General features: G+C 74.3%; 14 protein-coding genes and 1 pseudogene. 6 read left to right on the forward strand and 9 right to left on the reverse strand.

Annotation, left to right across the window (positions count from 1 at the left end):
• Positions 1 to 23: 23 nt before the first annotated feature.
• The 3 genes from BKA18_RS28855 to BKA18_RS28865 form a co-directional block, all read right to left on the reverse strand.
• Positions 24 to 1,298 (reverse strand): HRDC domain-containing protein, encoded by a 1,275-nt coding sequence (locus tag BKA18_RS28855; protein WP_366045680.1) that lies wholly within the window; start codon positions 1,296 to 1,298, stop codon positions 24 to 26.
• Between the two features lie 77 nt (positions 1,299 to 1,375).
• The gene (locus BKA18_RS28860; RefSeq protein WP_006602452.1) at positions 1,376 to 2,038 is read right to left on the reverse strand and encodes a response regulator transcription factor; all 663 of its coding nucleotides are present in this window, start codon (positions 2,036 to 2,038) and stop codon (positions 1,376 to 1,378) included.
• A 338-nt stretch (positions 2,039 to 2,376) separates the two neighbouring features.
• A complete protein-coding gene (locus BKA18_RS28865) occupies positions 2,377 to 3,033 on the reverse strand; it encodes a DUF3000 domain-containing protein (RefSeq protein ID WP_006602451.1) in 657 nt (218 codons plus the stop codon).
• 147 nt (positions 3,034 to 3,180) lie between these two features.
• Here BKA18_RS28865 and hemE point away from each other — a divergent pair, with 147 nt between their 5' ends.
• On the forward strand, positions 3,181 to 4,248 hold the full coding sequence (hemE, locus tag BKA18_RS28870; protein WP_366045681.1) for a uroporphyrinogen decarboxylase: 1,068 nt from the start codon (positions 3,181 to 3,183) through the stop codon (positions 4,246 to 4,248).
• Positions 4,249 to 4,342: 94 nt separating this feature from the next.
• On the opposite strand, the gene BKA18_RS28875 is transcribed toward hemE, so the two are convergent.
• Together BKA18_RS28875 and BKA18_RS28880 are read right to left on the reverse strand one after the other, a co-directional pair.
• Entirely contained in the window at positions 4,343 to 5,725 is a 1,383-nt protein-coding gene (locus tag BKA18_RS28875) for an FAD-dependent oxidoreductase (RefSeq protein ID WP_366045682.1), read from the reverse strand.
• 180 nt (positions 5,726 to 5,905) lie between these two features.
• Positions 5,906 to 7,102: a thiolase family protein gene (locus BKA18_RS28880; RefSeq protein ID WP_366045683.1), complete on the reverse strand. Its 1,197-nt coding sequence runs from the start codon at positions 7,100 to 7,102 to the stop codon at positions 5,906 to 5,908.
• A 225-nt stretch (positions 7,103 to 7,327) separates the two neighbouring features.
• Between BKA18_RS28880 and hemG the strand changes: the two genes are divergently transcribed.
• Both hemG and hemQ read left to right on the forward strand, forming a co-directional pair.
• Positions 7,328 to 8,782 (forward strand): protoporphyrinogen oxidase, encoded by a 1,455-nt coding sequence (hemG, locus tag BKA18_RS28885; RefSeq protein WP_366045685.1) that lies wholly within the window; start codon positions 7,328 to 7,330, stop codon positions 8,780 to 8,782.
• A 2-nt stretch (positions 8,783 to 8,784) separates the two neighbouring features.
• A complete protein-coding gene (gene hemQ / locus BKA18_RS28890) occupies positions 8,785 to 9,546 on the forward strand; it encodes a hydrogen peroxide-dependent heme synthase (protein ID WP_429638712.1) in 762 nt (253 codons plus the stop codon).
• 66 nt (positions 9,547 to 9,612) lie between these two features.
• Here the strand turns inward: hemQ and BKA18_RS28895 are convergent, their stop codons facing one another.
• The 4 genes and pseudogenes from BKA18_RS28895 to BKA18_RS28910 all read right to left on the reverse strand — a co-directional run bounded on the left by BKA18_RS28895 (position 9,613) and on the right by BKA18_RS28910 (position 14,633).
• Positions 9,613 to 11,286, reverse strand: a complete 1,674-nt coding sequence (locus tag BKA18_RS28895) for an alpha/beta hydrolase (protein WP_429638780.1) — start codon at positions 11,284 to 11,286, stop codon at positions 9,613 to 9,615.
• 99 nt (positions 11,287 to 11,385) lie between these two features.
• A complete protein-coding gene (locus BKA18_RS28900; RefSeq protein WP_366045687.1) occupies positions 11,386 to 12,198 on the reverse strand; it encodes a TIGR04222 domain-containing membrane protein in 813 nt (270 codons plus the stop codon).
• A gap of 158 nt (positions 12,199 to 12,356) precedes the next feature.
• Positions 12,357 to 13,734, reverse strand: a pseudogene (locus BKA18_RS28905) (MbnB/TglH/ChrH family RiPP precursor modification enzyme).
• A gap of 143 nt (positions 13,735 to 13,877) precedes the next feature.
• Positions 13,878 to 14,633 (reverse strand): aminoacyl-tRNA hydrolase, encoded by a 756-nt coding sequence (locus tag BKA18_RS28910; RefSeq protein ID WP_366045688.1) that lies wholly within the window; start codon positions 14,631 to 14,633, stop codon positions 13,878 to 13,880.
• 289 nt (positions 14,634 to 14,922) lie between these two features.
• Between BKA18_RS28910 and BKA18_RS28915 the strand changes: the two genes are divergently transcribed.
• Genes BKA18_RS28915 through BKA18_RS28925 form a run of 3 tightly spaced genes read left to right on the forward strand, consistent with a single transcriptional unit; the run spans position 14,923 to position 16,765 of the window.
• A complete protein-coding gene (locus tag BKA18_RS28915) occupies positions 14,923 to 15,897 on the forward strand; it encodes an ATP-binding cassette domain-containing protein (protein WP_366045689.1) in 975 nt (324 codons plus the stop codon).
• On the forward strand, positions 15,894 to 16,562 hold the full coding sequence (locus BKA18_RS28920) for an ABC transporter (RefSeq protein ID WP_366045690.1): 669 nt from the start codon (positions 15,894 to 15,896) through the stop codon (positions 16,560 to 16,562). The genes BKA18_RS28915 and BKA18_RS28920 overlap by 4 nt, the downstream gene beginning before the upstream one ends.
• Positions 16,563 to 16,609: 47 nt before the next feature.
• Positions 16,610 to 16,765, forward strand: coding sequence for a hypothetical protein (locus BKA18_RS28925; RefSeq protein ID WP_366045691.1), 156 nt, complete (start codon positions 16,610 to 16,612; stop codon positions 16,763 to 16,765).
• Positions 16,766 to 16,792: the final 27 nt, after the last annotated feature.

Raw genomic sequence — 16,792 nt, forward strand, 5'->3', positions numbered from 1 at the left:
TCGTCCGGCCCGGGCCGTGCGCGTCAGCCCGCGTCCGCCTGCAGCGCCTCGCTGAGGAGCGGCGTGACCAGCTCGATCTGCCAGGGCCGAGCGCCATGGCCGGCCAGTACCTCGGCGACCGACTCCGCCGTCGGCAGCTCCGGCGGCTCCCAGCACAGCCGGCGCACCGTGTCCGGGGTGATGAGGTTCTCCTGCGGGAGGTTCAGGCGCTCGGCGAGCGCGGTGACCGAGGCGCGGGCGGCCGACAGCCGGGCCGCGGCGGCCGGATCCTTGTCGGCCCATGCGCGGGGCGGCGGCGGCCCGCTGAGCGGCTGGCCGGGCTGCGGCAGTTCGCTCTCGGCCAGGGCACGGGCCCGGTCCACGGCGGCCTGCCACTGCTCCAGCTGCCGCCGGCCCATGCGGTGGCCGAAGCCGGGCAGCGCGGCCAGCGCATGGCTGTTCGGCGGCAGACTCAGCGCCGCCTCCACGATCGCGGCGTCCCCGAGCACCTTGCCGGGCGACACGTCCCGCCGCTGGGCGACCTGGTCGCGGGCCGTCCACAGCTCCCGTACGACCGCCATCTGGCGCCGCCGGCGGACCTTGTGCATGCCGGAGGTACGGCGCCAGGGGTCCTTGCGGGGCGGCGGCGGGGGAGCGGCGGCGATCGCCGCGAACTCCTGCCTGGCCCACTCCCGCTTCCCCTGCTGCTCCAGCTCCTCCTCCAGCGCGTCGCGCAGGTCCACCAGCAGCTCGACGTCGAGCGCGGCATAGCGCAGCCACGGCTCGGGCAGCGGGCGGGTGGACCAGTCGACGGCGGAGTGGCCCTTCTCCAGGGCGAAGCCGAGGACGTTCTCGACCATGGCGCCCAGGCCGACCCGGGCGAAGCCGGCCAGCCGCCCGGCCAGCTCGGTGTCGAACAGCCGGGTGGGGACCATCCCTATGTCACGCAGGCAGGGAAGGTCCTGGGTGGCGGCGTGCAGCACCCACTCGGCGTCGCCGATCGCCTCCCCCAGCGCCGACAGATCGGGACAGCCGACCGGGTCGATCAGTGCGCTGCCGGCCCCCTCGCGACGCAGCTGTACGAGGTAGGCACGCTGGCCGTAGCGATAGCCCGAGGCCCGCTCGGCGTCGACGGCCACCGGGCCCGTACCGCCCGCGAACGCGGCCACGACCTCGGCGAGTGCCTCGCCGGTGGCGACCACCGGGGGAATGCCCTCGCGGGGCTCCAGGAGAGGGACCGGCGCCGGTCGGGGATCCGGAGGCGAGTCTCCGGGTGCTCGCAGTGTCGTCTCTGCTGCGGTCTTTTGGGCGTCGGTCACCAGTCAAGGGTATCTGTGTATGCACGTCGCCCGTCGAGGGAACGTTCCCTCGACGGGCGGGCCGGTCGGGTGAGCGGTCAGTGGATGATGCCGGTGCGCAGTGCGACCGCCACCATTCCGGCCCGGTCCCCGGTGCCGAGCTTGCGGGCGATGCGGGCGAGGTGACTCTTGACGGTCAGCGCCGACAGCCCCATCGAGACGCCGATGGCCTTGTTGGACTGGCCCTCCGCCACCAGCCGCAAGACCTCGACCTCACGACCCGACAGCTCGCGGTAGCCACCGGGGTGACCGGGAGCACCCGGCGGACGGCGCTGCATACGGGCCGCGTTGGCGCCGATCGGCGAGGTGCCGGGGCGGCCGGGGATGCCCAGATTGGTGCGGGTGCCGGTGACGACGTAGCCCTTGACGCCGCCGGCCAGGGCGTTGCGTACGGCGCCGATGTCGTCGGCCGCGGACAGTGCGAGGCCGTTGGGCCAGCCCGCAGCCCGGGTCTCGGACAGGAGGGTGAGGCCGGAGCCGTCGGGAAGGTGGACGTCGGCAACGCAGATGTCGCGCGGGTTGCCGACGCGGGGACGGGCCTCCGCGATGGACGACGCCTCGATCACGTCCCGCACTCCGAGGGCCCACAGGTGGCGGGTGACGGTGGAGCGGACGCGAGGGTCGGCCACGACGACCATGGCCGTCGGCTTGTTCGGGCGGTAGGCGACCAGGCTCGAAGGTTGCTCGAGGAGAACAGACACCGGGCCTCCTGGGGGAGTGGCGAGTACGGAGCCGGCTTGGGGGAGCCGGAATGATCCGTGTTTGAAGGGTCACTGACCTCTTCGGCAGCAATCCGGCGGGACTTTAGACTTTGATCACGATTTAGTTAGGGGCAATTCGGGCAAATCGGATGCGTGATCGATCACAGTTGGGCACCCGGTGTGCACCGAGGTGATCAAAGCCGTACGCGATGCCGCACCGGCGTCGACTCGGCACGGCGGCCGGACGGGCACAAGGCCCGTCCGGCCGCGGACGATGCCCCGGAGCGGGCGTGCGCGAAGCGATCGGCGCCGGCCGGACCGGGCGGGAAAAGTGCAGTTCAGCGGGGCTGTGCGCCACGCCGCTGGGGGAGCGGGACGACGCCGCCGCGCGGTGCCGCGTCGGGCGTGGCCGGCGGCAGGCCCGCCACCTGGCACAGCAGATCGCACCACGCCGCCAGATGGGCCGCCAGATCCGGCACCCCGCCGGGGCCTTCGGCCGGCGTCCACGACGCCCGGATCTCGATCTGGGTCGCGGGCTCACGCGCCGCGAGCCCGCCGAAGTAGTACGAGCCGGCCCGCGTCACCGTGCCGCTCGGCGCGCCGTAGTGCACCCCGCGCGCCTCCAGCGCGCCCGTGAGCCACGACCACGACACCTCCGGCAACAGCGGATCGCTGCCCATCTCCGGCTCCAGCTCCGCCCGCGCCAGTGTCACCACCCGGAAGGTGCCCTGCCAGGTGTCGTCCCCGGCGGGGTTGTGCAGCACCACCAGCCGACCGTCCGCCAGATCCCGGTCCTCGCCGTCCGGACCCGCGCCGCGCTCGACGACCGCAGCCTCCAGGGCGTACGCGAACGGGGCGAGCCGTTTCGGCGCGGGCGTCGGATCGATCTCGATCTCCGGCCGTAGTCTGGCCGCGCGGAGCGCTTCGACCGCCTGACGGAAGGGGATCGGGGTCTCGTCCGCGCTGTCCGCGAGGTGTTCATGAGCCGCAGCCATGCCCGGAAGGTTAGGCGGAATCGGGCCCGCATACGGGGAGGACACCCGGTGCGCGCGTCGCCCGTTCGGAGGTGCCTTCGGGCGCATGCGGAGATATCGGCCACCTGCCGAAATCGGCCGCCGACCCGGCGTGCGAAGATTTGGGGCGTGAGCGCCAACAACCAGGCCACGGGCCAGCAGCAGACCGCTACATACGACTCGGCTTTCCTCAAGGCCTGCCGACGGGAGCCGGTGCCGCACACCCCGGTGTGGTTCATGCGCCAGGCCGGGCGCTCGCTGCCCGAATACCGCAAGGTCCGCGAGGGCATCGCGATGCTCGACTCGTGTATGCGGCCCGAGCTGGTCACCGAGATCACGCTGCAGCCCGTGCGCCGCCACGGCGTCGACGCCGCCATCTACTACAGCGACATCGTCGTCCCCCTCAAGGCCATCGGTATCGACCTCGACATCAAGCCGGGTGTCGGCCCGGTCGTCGCGAACCCGATCCGCACCCGCGCCGACCTCGCGCAGCTGCGTGATCTGGAGCCCGGCGACGTCCCGTACGTCACCGAGGCCATCGGCATGCTCGTCCGCGAGCTCGGCGGCACGCCCCTCATCGGCTTCGCCGGCGCGCCCTTCACGCTCGCCAGTTACCTCGTCGAGGGCGGCCCGTCGCGCAACCACGAGCACACCAAGGCGCTCATGTACGGCGACCCGCAGCTGTGGGCCGACCTCTTGGACCGCCTCGCCGAGATGACCGCGTCCTTCCTCAAGGTCCAGATCGAGGCCGGCGCGAGCGCGGTCCAGCTCTTCGACTCCTGGGTCGGCGCGCTCTCGCCGGCCGACTACCGCCGCTCCGTGATGCCGGCCTCCGCCAAGGTGTTCAAGGCGGTCGAAGGCCTCGGCGTCCCGCGGATCCACTTCGGTGTCGGCACCGGCGAACTCCTCGGCCTGATGGGCGAGGCGGGCGCGGATGTCGTCGGCGTCGACTGGCGGGTCCCGCTCGACGAGGCGGCCCGCCGCGTCGGCCCCGGCAAGGCGCTCCAGGGCAATATCGACCCGGCCGTGCTCTTCGCGCCCCAAGAGGCCGTCGAGACCAAGGCCCGTGAGGTCCTGGATGCGGCCGCCGGTCTGGAGGGGCACATCTTCAACCTCGGCCACGGCGTGCTGCCCAGCACCGACCCGGAGGCGCTGACCCGCCTCGTCGAGTACGTCCACACGCAGACGGCGCGCTGAGCGGAGCCGTCTCCCAGGTCCGGCCGGACGTCCTGCGGGACACGACCGGACCGGCGCCCTCCCGTGCGGCGGGGCGCGCTGCGGACCCGAACCGTCAGTCTCCGGCCTCCCGTACGGCCCGGGTCGCCTTGCGGGCCGCCACCAGCACCGGGTCCCAGACCGGGGAGAACGGCGGGGCGTAGCCGAGGTCGAGGGCGGTCATCTGCTCCACGGTCATCCCGGCCGTGAGCGCGACCGCCGCGATGTCCACGCGCTTGCCGGCGCCCTCGCGGCCGACGATCTGCACGCCCAGCAGCCGCCCCGTACGGTGCTCGGCAAGCATCTTGACGTGCATCGGGCGGGCGCCGGGGTAGTAGCCGGCGCGGCTGGTGGCCTCGACGGTCGTGGTGACGAAACGCAGCCCGGCGGCGTCCGCGTGGCGTTCCAGTAGTCCCGTACGGGCGATCTCCAGGTCGCAGACCTTGCTGACGGCGGTGCCGACGACACCGGGGAAGGTCGCATAGCCGCCGCCCACGTTGGTGCCGATGATCTGCCCGTGCTTGTTGGCGTGGGTGCCCAGCGCGATATGGCGGGTGCGCCCGGAGACCAGGTCCCACACCTCCACACAGTCCCCGCCCGCCCAGATGTGGTCCTGGCCGCGGACCCGCATCGCCAGATCGGTGAGCAGCCCGCCGGACTCGCCCAGCGGCAGCCCGGCCGCGGCGGCGAGCGTGGTCTCGGGGCGCACGCCCATGCCCAGCACGACCACATCCGCCGGGTACTCGGCGTCCTCGGTGGTCACCGCGCACGCCCGGCCGTCCGTGCCGGTCACCACTCCGGTGACGGCCGTACCGCGTACCGTTTCGATGCCCCTCGCGCACATCGCCTCGTGGACGAGGGCGCCCATGTCCGGGTCGAGGGTGGACATCGGCTGTGCGCTCCGCTCCAGCACGGTGACCCGGTAGCCGCGGCGGATCAGGGCCTCGGCCATCTCCACCCCGATGTAACCCGCGCCGACCACCACCGCGCGGCGGCCCGCCGATGCCTCCAGGGTGTCCAGCAGCGCCTGGCCGTCGTCGAGGGTCTGCACACCGTGCACCCCCGGGGCGTCGATCCCCGGCAGCAGGGGGCGGCGCGGGCGCGCTCCGGTCGCCAGCACCAGCTTGTCGAAGCCCGTCCAGGTCTCCCGGCCGCCGTTGTCCAGCTCCCGGGTACGCACCCGGCCGCGGTCCAGGTCGAGTTCCGTCACCTCGGTGCGCATCCGCAGATCGATGTCCCGGGCGCGGTGTTCCGCTGTCGTACGCGCGATCAGCGCATCAGGACCGTCGACCGCACCGCCCACCCAGTACGGAATCCCGCAGGCCGAGTACGACGTGAAATGCCCGCGCTCGAATGCGGTGATGGCCAGCTCGCCGGGCTTCCTGAGCCGCCGGGCCTGTGAGGCCGCGGCCATCCCTGCCGCATCACCACCGACGATCACCAGCCGTTCCGCCGTCATGCCGGCCCCCTTGCCGTCCTTGTGGCCCTTGTGGCCCTGGCCGTCCGCGTGCCGTGTCGTGCCGCGTGCCGTGCGGCTCCCTCGCCTGCCCTCGCTACGTTACGGCTCGTCAGCCGTCTGCGCGGGGACCTGTGGACAACGCTGGGAGGGGGGAGGGGGCAGGTTTCTGCGCGCCCCCGCTCAGCGCTCCAGCACCAGTGCCAGCCCCTGCCCCACCCCGATGCAGAGCGCGGCCAGGCCGGTGCCCGAGCCCTGGGCGGCGAGCTGGTGGGCTACCGAGCCGGCCAGGCGGGCGCCGGAGGCACCCAGGGGGTGGCCGATGGCGATGGCGCCGCCTTGGGGGTTCACCACCGAGGGGTCGAGTTCCGGCCACTGGGTGATGCAGCCCAGGGCCTGGGCCGCGAAGGCCTCGTTGAGCTCGAAGGTCGCGATGTCGGTGAAGCCGCGGCCGGAGCGCTCCAGTGCGCGGCGTACCGCCTCCACCGGGCCCAGTCCGAACAGCTGTGGCTCGACGCCGGTCACCGCGCTCGCGCTGATACGGGCCAGCGGCTCGCGCCCGGTGGCCCGCAGGCCCTCCTCGTCCACCAGCAGCAGGGCCGCGGCACCGTCGTTGAGCGGCGAGGAGTTGCCGGCGGTGACCGTGCCGCCGGCCGTACGGAACACCGGCTTCAGCTTGGAGAGGGACTCCAGGGAGGAGCCCTCGCGGATCGTCTCGTCGCGCAGCAGGTCCCCCTCCGGCAGCGGTACGACCTCCGCGTCGTAGGCGCCCTCCCGCCAGGCGCGCACCGCCTTCTGGTGGCTGGCCAGCGCGAAGACGTCCTGCTGTTCGCGGGTGATGCCGTACCGGTCGGCGATGAGCTCCGCGCCCTCGCCGAGCGCGACCGTCCACTCCGGGCGCATCCGCGAGTTGACCATCCGCCAGCCCAGCGTCGAGGAGAACATCTCCTGATGGCCCGCGGGGAAGGCGCGTTCCGGCTTGCGCAGCACATACGGCGCGCGGCTCATCGACTCCACGCCGCCCGCCACCGCGATCCGTGCGTCGCCGTGCGCGATGGCCCGGGCGGCCTGGATGACGGCCTCCAGGCCGGACCCGCACAGGCGGTTCACGGTCACGCCGGGCACGGTCACCGGCAGCCCGGCCAGCAGCACCGCCATCCGCGCCACATTGCGGTTGTCCTCGCCGGCGCCGTTGGCATCGCCGAAGCAGACGTCGTCGATCCGCGCCGGATCGAGGTCCGGGGTGCGGTCCACCAGGGCCTTGAGCACATGGGCGGCGAGATCGTCCGGCCGGACCCCGGCCAGTGCGCCGCCGTACTTGCCGACGGGGGTCCGTACGGCATCGACGATGTACACATCCCGCAGGCGTGGGTCGGTCATCAGGCGCTGTCCTCGCTGTCCCGGGCTCGACGGTCGGCGGGCGCCACGAAGATCGCCACCCACCGACCATGAGTCTTTGCCCGCCGCTGCCCGCTGTCAACGGGGGCTCTCGGTCACCTCGCCCGCCGCGCCGGGCACCGTGAACGGCGCCGGTGCTCCGGCGCCTTGTCGCCCGGGCCGCGGTCTGGCCGACGCCCCGGTGGGCGGCTCTGCGAGAGTGGGGGCATGAGCGCAGCGCACACCAGTACGGGCCGCGGGCCCGGTCATGCCGTCGTCATCGGTGGAGGCATCTCCGGGCTGGCGGCCGCGCACCGTCTGCTCCAAGGCGGCGCCCGGGTGACCGTCCTGGAGGCGTCCGGCCGGCTCGGCGGCAAGCTGCACGCGGGCGAGATCGCCGGCGTCCCGGTCGATCTCGGTGCCGAGTCGATGCTCGCCCGGCGCCCGGAGGCGGTGGAGCTCGCCCGCGCCGTCGGGATCGGCGGCCGGCTGCAGCCGCCGGCCACCGCCACCGCGGCCCTGTGGACCCGCGACGCGCTGCGCCCGATGCCCAAGGGCCATGTCATGGGCGTGCCCGGGGACCTCGCCCCGCTCGCCGCCTCCGGCGTGATCTCTCCGGAGGGCATGGCGCGGATCGCCCAGGACGAGACCCTGGCCCGGACCGAGACCGGCGAGGACGTCGCGGTCGGCGAGTACGTCGCCGCCCGGCTCGGCCGGGAGGTCGTCGACCGGCTCGTCGAGCCCCTGCTCGGCGGCGTCTACGCGGGTGACGCCTACCGCATCTCGATGCGCGCCGCCGTCCCGCAGCTCTTCGAGGTCGCCCGCACCCGGCGCTCCCTGACCGAGGGCGTACGGGACCTCCAGGCGCGTGCCGCCGCCACCGCACCGCAGAACGGGCAGGTCGCCCCGGTCTTCATGGGTATCGACGGCGGGATCGGAACCCTGCCGGCCGCCGTCGCCGACGCCGTGCGCCGGGCCGGCGGCGAGATCCGCTGCGGGGCCGCCGTGGACGAGCTGCACTGGGCCGGGGACGACGGCTGGCGGATCCGGCTCGGCGACCGGACGCTCACCGCGGACGCGGTCGTCATGGCCGCACCCGCGGGCGCCGCGGCACACCTCCTGCGCCAGGGCTCCCCGGCTGCGGCCGCCGAGCTGGCCACCGTCGACTACGCCTCGATGGCGCTGGTCACCATGGCCTTCCGCCGCGCCGACCTGGACCGGGTGCCCGCCGGCAGCGGCTTCCTCGTGCCGCCCGTCGACGGCCGCCGGATCAAGGCCTCGACCTTCTCCAGCCACAAATGGGGCTGGATCGGCGACGCCGACCCCGATCTGTTCGTGCTGCGCACCTCCCTCGGCCGCTACCAGGACGATGCCGACCTCCAGCGCGACGACTCCGAGCTGGTCGCGCTCTCGCTCGCCGACCTTGGCGCGGCGGTCGGCCTGGCCGCCCGCCCGGTGGCCGCCACCGTTACCCGCTGGGAGGGCGGACTGCCGCAGTACGCCGTCGGCCATCTGGAGCGGGTCGCCAAGATCCGCGCCGCGGTCGCCCGGATGCCGGGTGCGCTGCGGGTGTGCGGCGCGGTCTACGACGGCGTCGGGATCCCGGCCTGCATCGGCTCGGCGCACCGCGCCGCGGACGAGATCCTCGGGACCCTGACGGCGGACCGGACCCCGGGCGAGTGAGAATGGACGACATGACAGACGCTTCCACCCCCGCTTCGGCGCCGCACACCCCCGCGGCGCCCGAGAAGTCCCCGAACGCCGGCAAGAAGGCCAAGGACCTCAACGAGGTCATCCGCTACACCCTCTGGTCGGTCTTCAAGCTGCGCGAGGTCCTCCCCGAGGACCGCAGCGGCTACGCCGACGAGGTCGAGGAGCTGTTCGCGCAGCTCGCGGCCAAGGACGTGGTGGTCCGCGGCACGTACGACGTGTCCGGCCTGCGCGCCGACGCCGACCTCATGATCTGGTGGCACTCGGAGAGCTCGGACGCCCTGCAGGAGGCGTACAACCTCTTCCGCCGCACCCGTCTGGGCCGTGCGCTGGAGCCGGTGTGGTCGAACATGGCGCTGCACCGCCCCGCCGAGTTCAACAAGTCGCACATCCCGGCCTTCCTGGCCGACGAGGTGGCCCGCGACTACGTCAGCGTCTACCCCTTCGTGCGCTCCTACGAGTGGTACCTCCTGCCTGACGAGGACCGCCGCCGGATGCTGGCCGACCACGGCAAGATGGCCCGCGGCTTCCCGGACGTGCGCGCCAACACGGTGCCGTCGTTCTCGCTCGGCGACTACGAGTGGGTGCTGGCCTTCGAGGCCGACGAGCTCTACCGCATCGTCGACCTGATGCGCCATCTGCGCGGCTCCGAGGCGCGGATGCACGTCCGCGAGGAGATCCCGTTCTACACCGGTCGCCGTAAGCCGGTCGCCGAGCTGGTCGCCGGCCTGGCCTGAGCCGGGGCCGGCACACAGCACTGCGGGCCGTCCCCTCGGGGGCGGCCCGCAGCGTCTGTTCCCCGGCTACTTGCCCGGTAGCGCGTGCTGCGACCGGGTCGCCTGCTGGCCGGGCACCGGCTCGGCCCGCGGTGCGCAGTACACCCGGCGCGCCGGGACCTTCCCGCGCAGCAGATACGCCTCGGCGTACGCGGTCACACAGGCGTTGTCGTTGAAGGCGATCCCGTGGGTGCCCGCCCCGTTCTCGGTGACCAGTGAGGAGCCGGGCAGCCGCTGCTGCAGCTCCACCGCGCCCCGGTACGGCGTCGCCGCATCCCGCTCGGCGGCCAGCAGCAGCACCGGCGGCAGCGCCCCCGGCGCGGTGCGGACGTCGAGCGGCCGGCGCTGACCGTGGAGCGCACCGTCGACCGCGGCCTCGGCCGTACGGTCGGCGGCGTTCACCAGATCCCCGCCGACCTCGGGGCCGTCCGCCCGGTGTGCCGCGGCGTCCAGCTCGGCATCGGCCGACTCCGCCCGGTCCGGCCAGAAGGCGCACGGCAGGTTCATCCAGGCGTTGTCCCAGGTCTCGAACGGTGCGTCCCGGGCGATCTCGGTGTTGTCGCGGTTCCAGGTCTGCCAGCTGCGCGGCCAGCGGGCGTCGTTGCACTCGACGGCGGTGTAGACGGCGGCGCTGTTCTCCTCGGCGGCGGCGCCCGCGGGCCGGGGCAGGGCCTGGGCGATCAGCGGCTTGGGGTCGCCGTGCAGATAGCCCGAGAGCGCCTCGGCGCGCAGCGGCCAGAAGGCGTCGTTGTAGCCGGTCTTGAGGAAGGCCGACTGCAGCTGTCCCGCGCCGATCTTCCCGTTGAGGGGCGCGCGGCGCAGCTTCGTGGCGGCGGTGTCGTAGGCCCGCTGCACCGCCTGCCGGGTGGTGCCCAGGTGGTACTGGCCGTTGTGCCGGGCGACCCAGCGCAGCCAGTCGCCCCAGCGGCGCTCGAAGGCGACGTCCTGGTCGAGGTTGTTGCGGTACCAGACCTGCCGGGGGTCGGGGTTGACCACGCTGTCGAAGATCATCCGCCGGACGTGACCGGGGAAGAGCGTCGCATAGACCGCACCGAAGTACGTCCCGTACGAGGCGCCCATGAAGGTCAGCCGACGCTCGCCGAGCGCGGCCCGCAGCATGTCCAGGTCGCGGGCGTTGTTGACGGAGTTGTAGAAGGGCAGCGCGGACCCGGCCCGGCGGACGCAGCCACGGGCGTACGCCCGCGCCTGCGCCACCTTCTTGCGCTTGAAGGCCGCGTCGGGGCGCATCCGGCTGTCGGTGGGCGCCTTGGCGAACTCCCCGGGGTCCTGGCACGACAGCGGCGCCGAGCGGCCGACGCCGCGCGGCGCATAGCCCACGAAGTCATAGGCGCGCGCCAGCTTGCTCCACTTGGGCAGCCCGCCGTACAGCGGGAACTCCATGCTGGACGCGCCGGGGCCGCCGGGGTTGAAGACCAGGGATCCCTGCCGCTCACCGCGCGCGGTGGCCCGGGCCCGGCTGACGGTCAGGTGGATCTTCCTGCCCTCGGGGTGCGCGTAATCGAGGGGAACGGTGAGCGTGCCGCACTCCACGGACGACGGCAGATGCTCCACGGGCGCGCAGCGGCCGAATCGGAGGTGGTGCGCGACCGGTGCGGGTGGCGCGCCGGCGGCCCCCGTGACGCCGCCTGCCGGGGCAGTGGCGAGGGCGGTCACCATCAGCGACCCGATGGTGCCGTACAACGCAAGTGCTCTCACTGGCCGTCCCTTCGTGTGTGCATACAAAAGGGATAGTTGGGGCGCGCATTGTCGATGTAAAGCACCTGGGTCCGGTGTCGGAGGCTATGCCCCGGATGAGTGGAGCGCGGCGCGCAAGGTGGGGTCGGTGAGGGCGGCGGGGCCGCGGAGGGCGAGAGTGATGAGCGAGCCGGCCGGGGCGGCAGGGGAGTCGGGGGCGCTGCGGGAGCCGGCCGCGCCGGGCAGCTGCCGCTCGCCCGCCGTCGTGGCCCAGTCGCTGTACGGGTGGAGCTCGAAGCGGGCCGCGGCCCAGGTGCCGAGGGTGAGGATCAGCGGCACCGCGAACCAGGCCAGGACCGGCCCGCTGTCCACGCCGGGCGCCGCCTTCCAGTAGGTCGCGAGGGCGGACAGCAGCACCACGAGGGCGGCGCCCCGCACCAGGCGGACGGCACCGCTGATGCCCGGGCGGACCGCGGCCGGCAGCGCCAGCCCCGCCGTCTCCAGCCGGTCCGCCACCTGCCGCACCGCCTCGTCGCTCACCAGGGCGTCCCGTACGGCCGGTATGCGGCGCTGTCCTTCGGGGCCTATCGCGGTGAGGGCGGCGCGCTCGACGGCGTCCGTGCCGACCGGGTCGACCACGGTGGCCCAGCCGGTGTCGGCGAGCAGCAGCCGCCGCTTCTGCGCCATCAGCACCAGCACCACGTCGGCGAGCCGGTGCGGTCCGCCGGAAAGGTAGGCCATCTCGTACAGGGTCAGCCCGGAGCCGCGGCGCTCCGCGGCGGCCGGAGCCGGGACGGCCTGGGCGCTCGCTCGCGGGGCCGGCGGGGTGAGGGGGGCGGCGGCGACCGCGGCACGGCACAGCAGCGCACAGGACAGCACCGCCGCCGACCAGGCGACAAGGAGGAAGAGGAGCGACATAGCCGGTTTTCTACGGTACGGCCCTGCTTGCCGCCACAACGTTTCTCACGATGCGGGCAGGCCCCCCCCGCCGCACCGCGCACGTTCCGCCGGCAAGGTCCGAACCGCACCCTCTTGCGCGGCCCGCACCACTCGCCGTCCTGTGCGGGGCGCCGCGGTCATCTCGGGGGCAGGACCTGCCGCACCGCTCTGAGCAGCCGGGCCAGGGGTCGCGCGGACGGCGGTCGTGGGCCCGAGCGATCCCGCCACCAGCGCCGCAACTGCCGCCGTGCGTCCGGGTCTTCGGGACGCCCCCGGTCCAGCAGATACGCCGCGAACTCCAGGGCGTCCTGCCGGTAGCCGCCGCTCATGGGGCGGTGGCGCGCATAGCCGAGGAACGCGGCCCGGTAGTCCGGGCCGAGGATGCCGGGCAGCTCCGGCGCGACCTTGGCGACGACATCGGCCCGCTTGGCGGTCAGCGCCCGGCTCTGCACCCGGAGCCGGGTGCGGTCGAAGCCCTCGGGGGCCGGCGTCCCGGCGACCAGCGCGGACAGCAGCGCGGTCTGCGCCAGCGCCAGTCGCTGCCGCGCCGCGTCGGTGGTGGTGTCCGTGGCGGTCGTGGTGTCGACGCCGGGGGGAGCGGTGGCGGGAGGAGTGGTGGCCCCTTCCCCCGCACGCTGGCCGCGGGCCCGTGCCGCCTGCCCGGCCTCCGGTTCACGCGGCCCGGACATGGCGGGCCTCCCTCAGCACGCTACGGATCGCGTCGAGCTCGCCGGCCAGTTCCCCGCCCCCGGGGAAGTCGTCGTCCCGTTCCAGCAGCACGCCGGGCGGGGTGGTCCGGGCGCACAGCTCGGCCAGCACGTCCAGCACCGGCCCGGTCACCGGGTGGGCGTGGCTGTCGTGCCACACCCCGTCCCGCTCCACACCGCCCGCGACATGGACGTATGCGAGGGCCTCCAGCGGCAGCCCGTCCAGGGCCACCGCCGGGTCCTCGCCCCGGTTGATGTGGTTCGTATGGAGGTTGGCGACATCGATGAGCAGCCGCACCCCGGTCCGCTCGACCAGCTCGGTCAGGAACTGCCCCTCGGTCAGCTCCTCGCCCGGCCAGTTGATGAGCGCGGCGATGTTCTCCAGCGCCAGCGGCACCGGCAGGGCGTCCTGGGCGATCCGCACGTTCTCGCACAGCACTTCCAGCGCGTCACGGGTGCGGGGGACGGGCAGCAGATGCCCCGCCTCCATCCGCGGCGAAGCGGTCAGCGGCCCGCCGGCCCGGACGAAGGCGATGTGCTCGGTGACCATCGGGGCGTCCAGTGCCGCGGCGCGCTCGGCGAGCGCGGTCAGCCGGCCGGCGTCCGGACGCTCGGCGCCGCCCAGACCGAGCGAGACCCCGTGCGGGATGACGGTGGTGCCCCGCGCGCGCAGCTCCCGCAGGGCGTCCGGCAGATGGCCGGGGCAGATGTTCTCCGCCACCACCTCGACCCAGTCCACCCCGGGCAGCTCCGCTATCTCGGCGGCAATCTCCGGCCGCCACCCGATTCCCGTCCCCAGGCACTGCATGGCTCCCCCTCCTCCGTGGTGTGGGTACTCCTGACCCGGCACGACGGTCCGAATCCTGCACCGGGCGGGTTCAGAGGTGGATTTGAGGTTTACCGGGGGGCCTGCCCGACGTCACCGCGCAGGCCGGGGCGTGCCCCGCCGGCTCAGCCGGTGGGCGGCACCGCGCTGCGCAGCGCCGGGTGGTCGGCGACGACCGTGCAGGAGCCGGGTGCGATCTCCGTGAAGCCGGCATCGTGTACGACGGGCAGACCGCTGCGGGTGAGCTTCTCCCACTCCGCGGCCGCCGCGGACCGTACGGAGAGTGGGAACCCGGCCGCGCGCCAGGCCGACCGCTCCGCATCGGACAGCTCCCACCATGCCAGCTGCGCGGCGTGTCCGGCCTGGGCCATCTCCTTGCCCGCCGACATCTCCAGCCCGGGATTGAGCCACAGCACCGGCCGGTCGGCCGCGGGTGGCCCGGGCGGCTCCGGATCGTCCAGCTCCGTGCCCGAGACCTGCAGCCGTGCCAGTTCCTTCGGCCAGCCGTCGAGCGGCACCGGGGGGAAGACCCGCACCTCGGCGCGGGCGCCGGTGACCGTGATGCCCGGCAGCTCCCCGGCCCGCCGCCACTCCGCGCCGCGCGCCCGCCGCACCACCTTCCGGATCCGGGCGTCCTGCCAGTCGCGCACCGCCGCGGCCCATTCGCCGTCCCCGGCCGACCGCTCGTCCGACAGCAGCACCAGCACCGCCCGCGCCGCCGTCTCCAGCGCGTCGGTGCGCGCCGGCGGGTCGCTCTTCTCGATCCGTGCGACGAGCGGCAGCACGAACTGCGGTGCCGCGTCCCGGTCGTTCGCGGCCTGGGTGAACGCGCTGGCGGAGCTGTTGCCGGGCTGCTGCCCGGCGGTCTCGGTGCTGGTCACACGCCCAGTCTGCCAGCCGGCACCGACAGCGCCCTCGGCCGTCGCTCCCGCCGGCACCGACAGAGCACCCGCCGGCCCCCGGTCGCCGCGCACCGGCCACCCACCCCGTCCGGCCGGAGCGGGCGACTCCGTCGGCACGTCACAGGAACGCCGCTCGCCCCGCAGGGGGTTGCCGTACGCAGGGCGGGGCGGGGTGCGTCCTCGCGCGGGCGCCGGGCGGCCGGTCCGGCTACCGTCGGGGCGGTGGCGCGGTGGGAGCCGCCGGGAGACTGCGGAGGTGCCGGAACGCATGAGGCTGGACGGGGTGGGGCGGCGCTACGGGGTGCGGGGCCCCTGGGTGCTGCGGGAGGTGCAACTCGACGTGCCCGTATCGGCACTGCTGCGCATCGAGGGGGCCAACGGCAGCGGGAAGTCCACGCTGCTGCGGTTGCTGGCCGGGATCGACCGGCCCAGCACCGGACGGATCACCGGCCGCCGGCGCAGCGCCTATGTGCCCGAACGGTTCCCGGTCGCCCTGCCCTTCACCGCCGTCGGCTACCTCACCCACCTCGGCCGCATCCACGGCCTGCGCGGCCCCGAAGCCGCCCGCCGCGCGACCGAGTGGCTCGAACGCTTCGGGGCGGCCGGACATGCGCGGACCCCGATGGCCGAGCTGTCCAAGGGGACGAGCCAGAAGGTGGCGGTCGCCCAGGCGCTGCTCGCCGAGCCCGGACTCCTGGTGCTCGACGAGGCCTGGACGGGGCTGGACCGCAGCGCGCGCGAGGTGCTCGACCGGGCGGTCGCCGAGCGGGTCGCGGACGGTGGCACCGTCGTCTTCGTCGATCATGACCCGCGGCGGCTGGCGGGCGCGGCCGACGCCCGCTACCGGGTCGAGGACGGGCGGTTGCTGGCCCAGGTCGCGCAGGCCCCGACAGCGGGCCCGGTGACCGTGACCGGCCCTCGGGTGACCATCGAGGCCGAGGGCGCACCGGGCAGTGTGCTGCCCGCCGGGCCGGACCGGGCACCCGCCGGAGCGCCCCAGTTGCCCGGCGGAACGGAGATCTCGCCGGGACCGGACGGTACGACCCTGCTGACGGTCCCGGCCGTCCACTCCGACGCTGTGCTGCGCGCCCTGCTCACCGCACGCCCGCCCTGGCACATCCGCGCGGTCACCGCCGCCCCGGGGCCGGACGACGGCACCGCCCCCGGAACTGCCATCGAGGGAATCACCGCCCCCGGCGCCGACGACCCCACCCCCGCACCCGACGAGGCGCCCCTCCCGTGACCGCTCTCCTCCGCTACCAGACGGCCCTGCTCATCGGCTCGCACCGCTGGCTGCCCCCGGTCATCCTCTACGCCGCCTGGCTGGCCATCGGTGTGAAGGGCGGCAGCCCGATCCTCGACTCGTTCGGCTATGCCGCCGGCGGCCTGCTGCCGGTCGCCGTATGGCTGACCCGGATCTGCGTCACCAACGAGCCGCCGGCCGCCCGCAATTGCGCCGCCGCGGCCGCCGGCCCCGACCGGGCCCACCTCGCCGCCGTGCTGACCGCGGCCGGCGCCGCGCTGGTGCTCGCGGTGGTCGGCGTGGGGCTGGTCGTGTTGTTTGGCGACCCGCGCTCCAACGACCACCGGGTGGCCGTCCCGGTCCTGCCGGCGGCCGTTGCCGGGCTGCTCACCGCGCTGACATGCCTGCTGATGGGTATCGCGATCGGCGCGCTGAGCAACTGGCCGGTGCTGCGCAGCGCCGCCTGGGGCGTCCCGGCGAGTCTCACCGCCGCCCTGCTGCTGCTCGTACTGGGCGCCTCGCCCGCCAACGCCGCTCTGTCGGGCATGGTCACCGGCTCCGCCCACGGCACGGTCCTCGCCCCCTGGCTGCCGCTCGCCGCCACCGTCGTGATCGCGGCTGCCGCCATCGCCGCGGCCTGTGCCCTCACGTCTCGTCGTAGCTGAACGGGGTGGGTTCGGGGGTGGGGGGGAGCAGGCGTACGCTCGCCGACATGCCGCCCTCCCCCGCCCCCTCCCCTCAAGCCGACCACACCGCAGCCTGCCTCCACTGCGCCCAGCCCACCGAGTACCCCCTCGACCACCCCGGCACGGTGCTCTGCCCCGTCTGTGAGTGGCAGGAGGCCCAACGGTCCGCCTGCTCCGGCTGACGCTCCGTACCGTGCGGGGTCGCCTCG

Origin of the sequence: Streptomyces auratus (assembly GCF_050433025.1) — a bacterium.
Lineage (GTDB): Bacteria > Actinomycetota > Actinomycetes > Streptomycetales > Streptomycetaceae > Streptomyces > Streptomyces sioyaensis.

Coding starts and splice junctions, on each gene's coding strand:
- BKA18_RS28865 (WP_006602451.1), bottom strand. CDS start 3,033: ATGGCTGCGGCTCATGAACACCTCGCGGACAGCGCGGACGAGACCCCG.
- BKA18_RS28875 (WP_366045682.1), bottom strand. CDS start 5,725: ATGACGGCGGAACGGCTGGTGATCGTCGGTGGTGATGCGGCAGGGATG.
- BKA18_RS28880 (WP_366045683.1), bottom strand. CDS start 7,102: ATGACCGACCCACGCCTGCGGGATGTGTACATCGTCGATGCCGTACGG.
- hemG (WP_366045685.1), top strand. CDS start 7,328: ATGAGCGCAGCGCACACCAGTACGGGCCGCGGGCCCGGTCATGCCGTC.
- hemQ (WP_429638712.1), top strand. CDS start 8,785: ATGGACGACATGACAGACGCTTCCACCCCCGCTTCGGCGCCGCACACC.
- BKA18_RS28900 (WP_366045687.1), bottom strand. CDS start 12,198: ATGTCGCTCCTCTTCCTCCTTGTCGCCTGGTCGGCGGCGGTGCTGTCC.
- BKA18_RS28915 (WP_366045689.1), top strand. CDS start 14,923: ATGAGGCTGGACGGGGTGGGGCGGCGCTACGGGGTGCGGGGCCCCTGG.
- BKA18_RS28925 (WP_366045691.1), top strand. CDS start 16,610: ATGCCGCCCTCCCCCGCCCCCTCCCCTCAAGCCGACCACACCGCAGCC.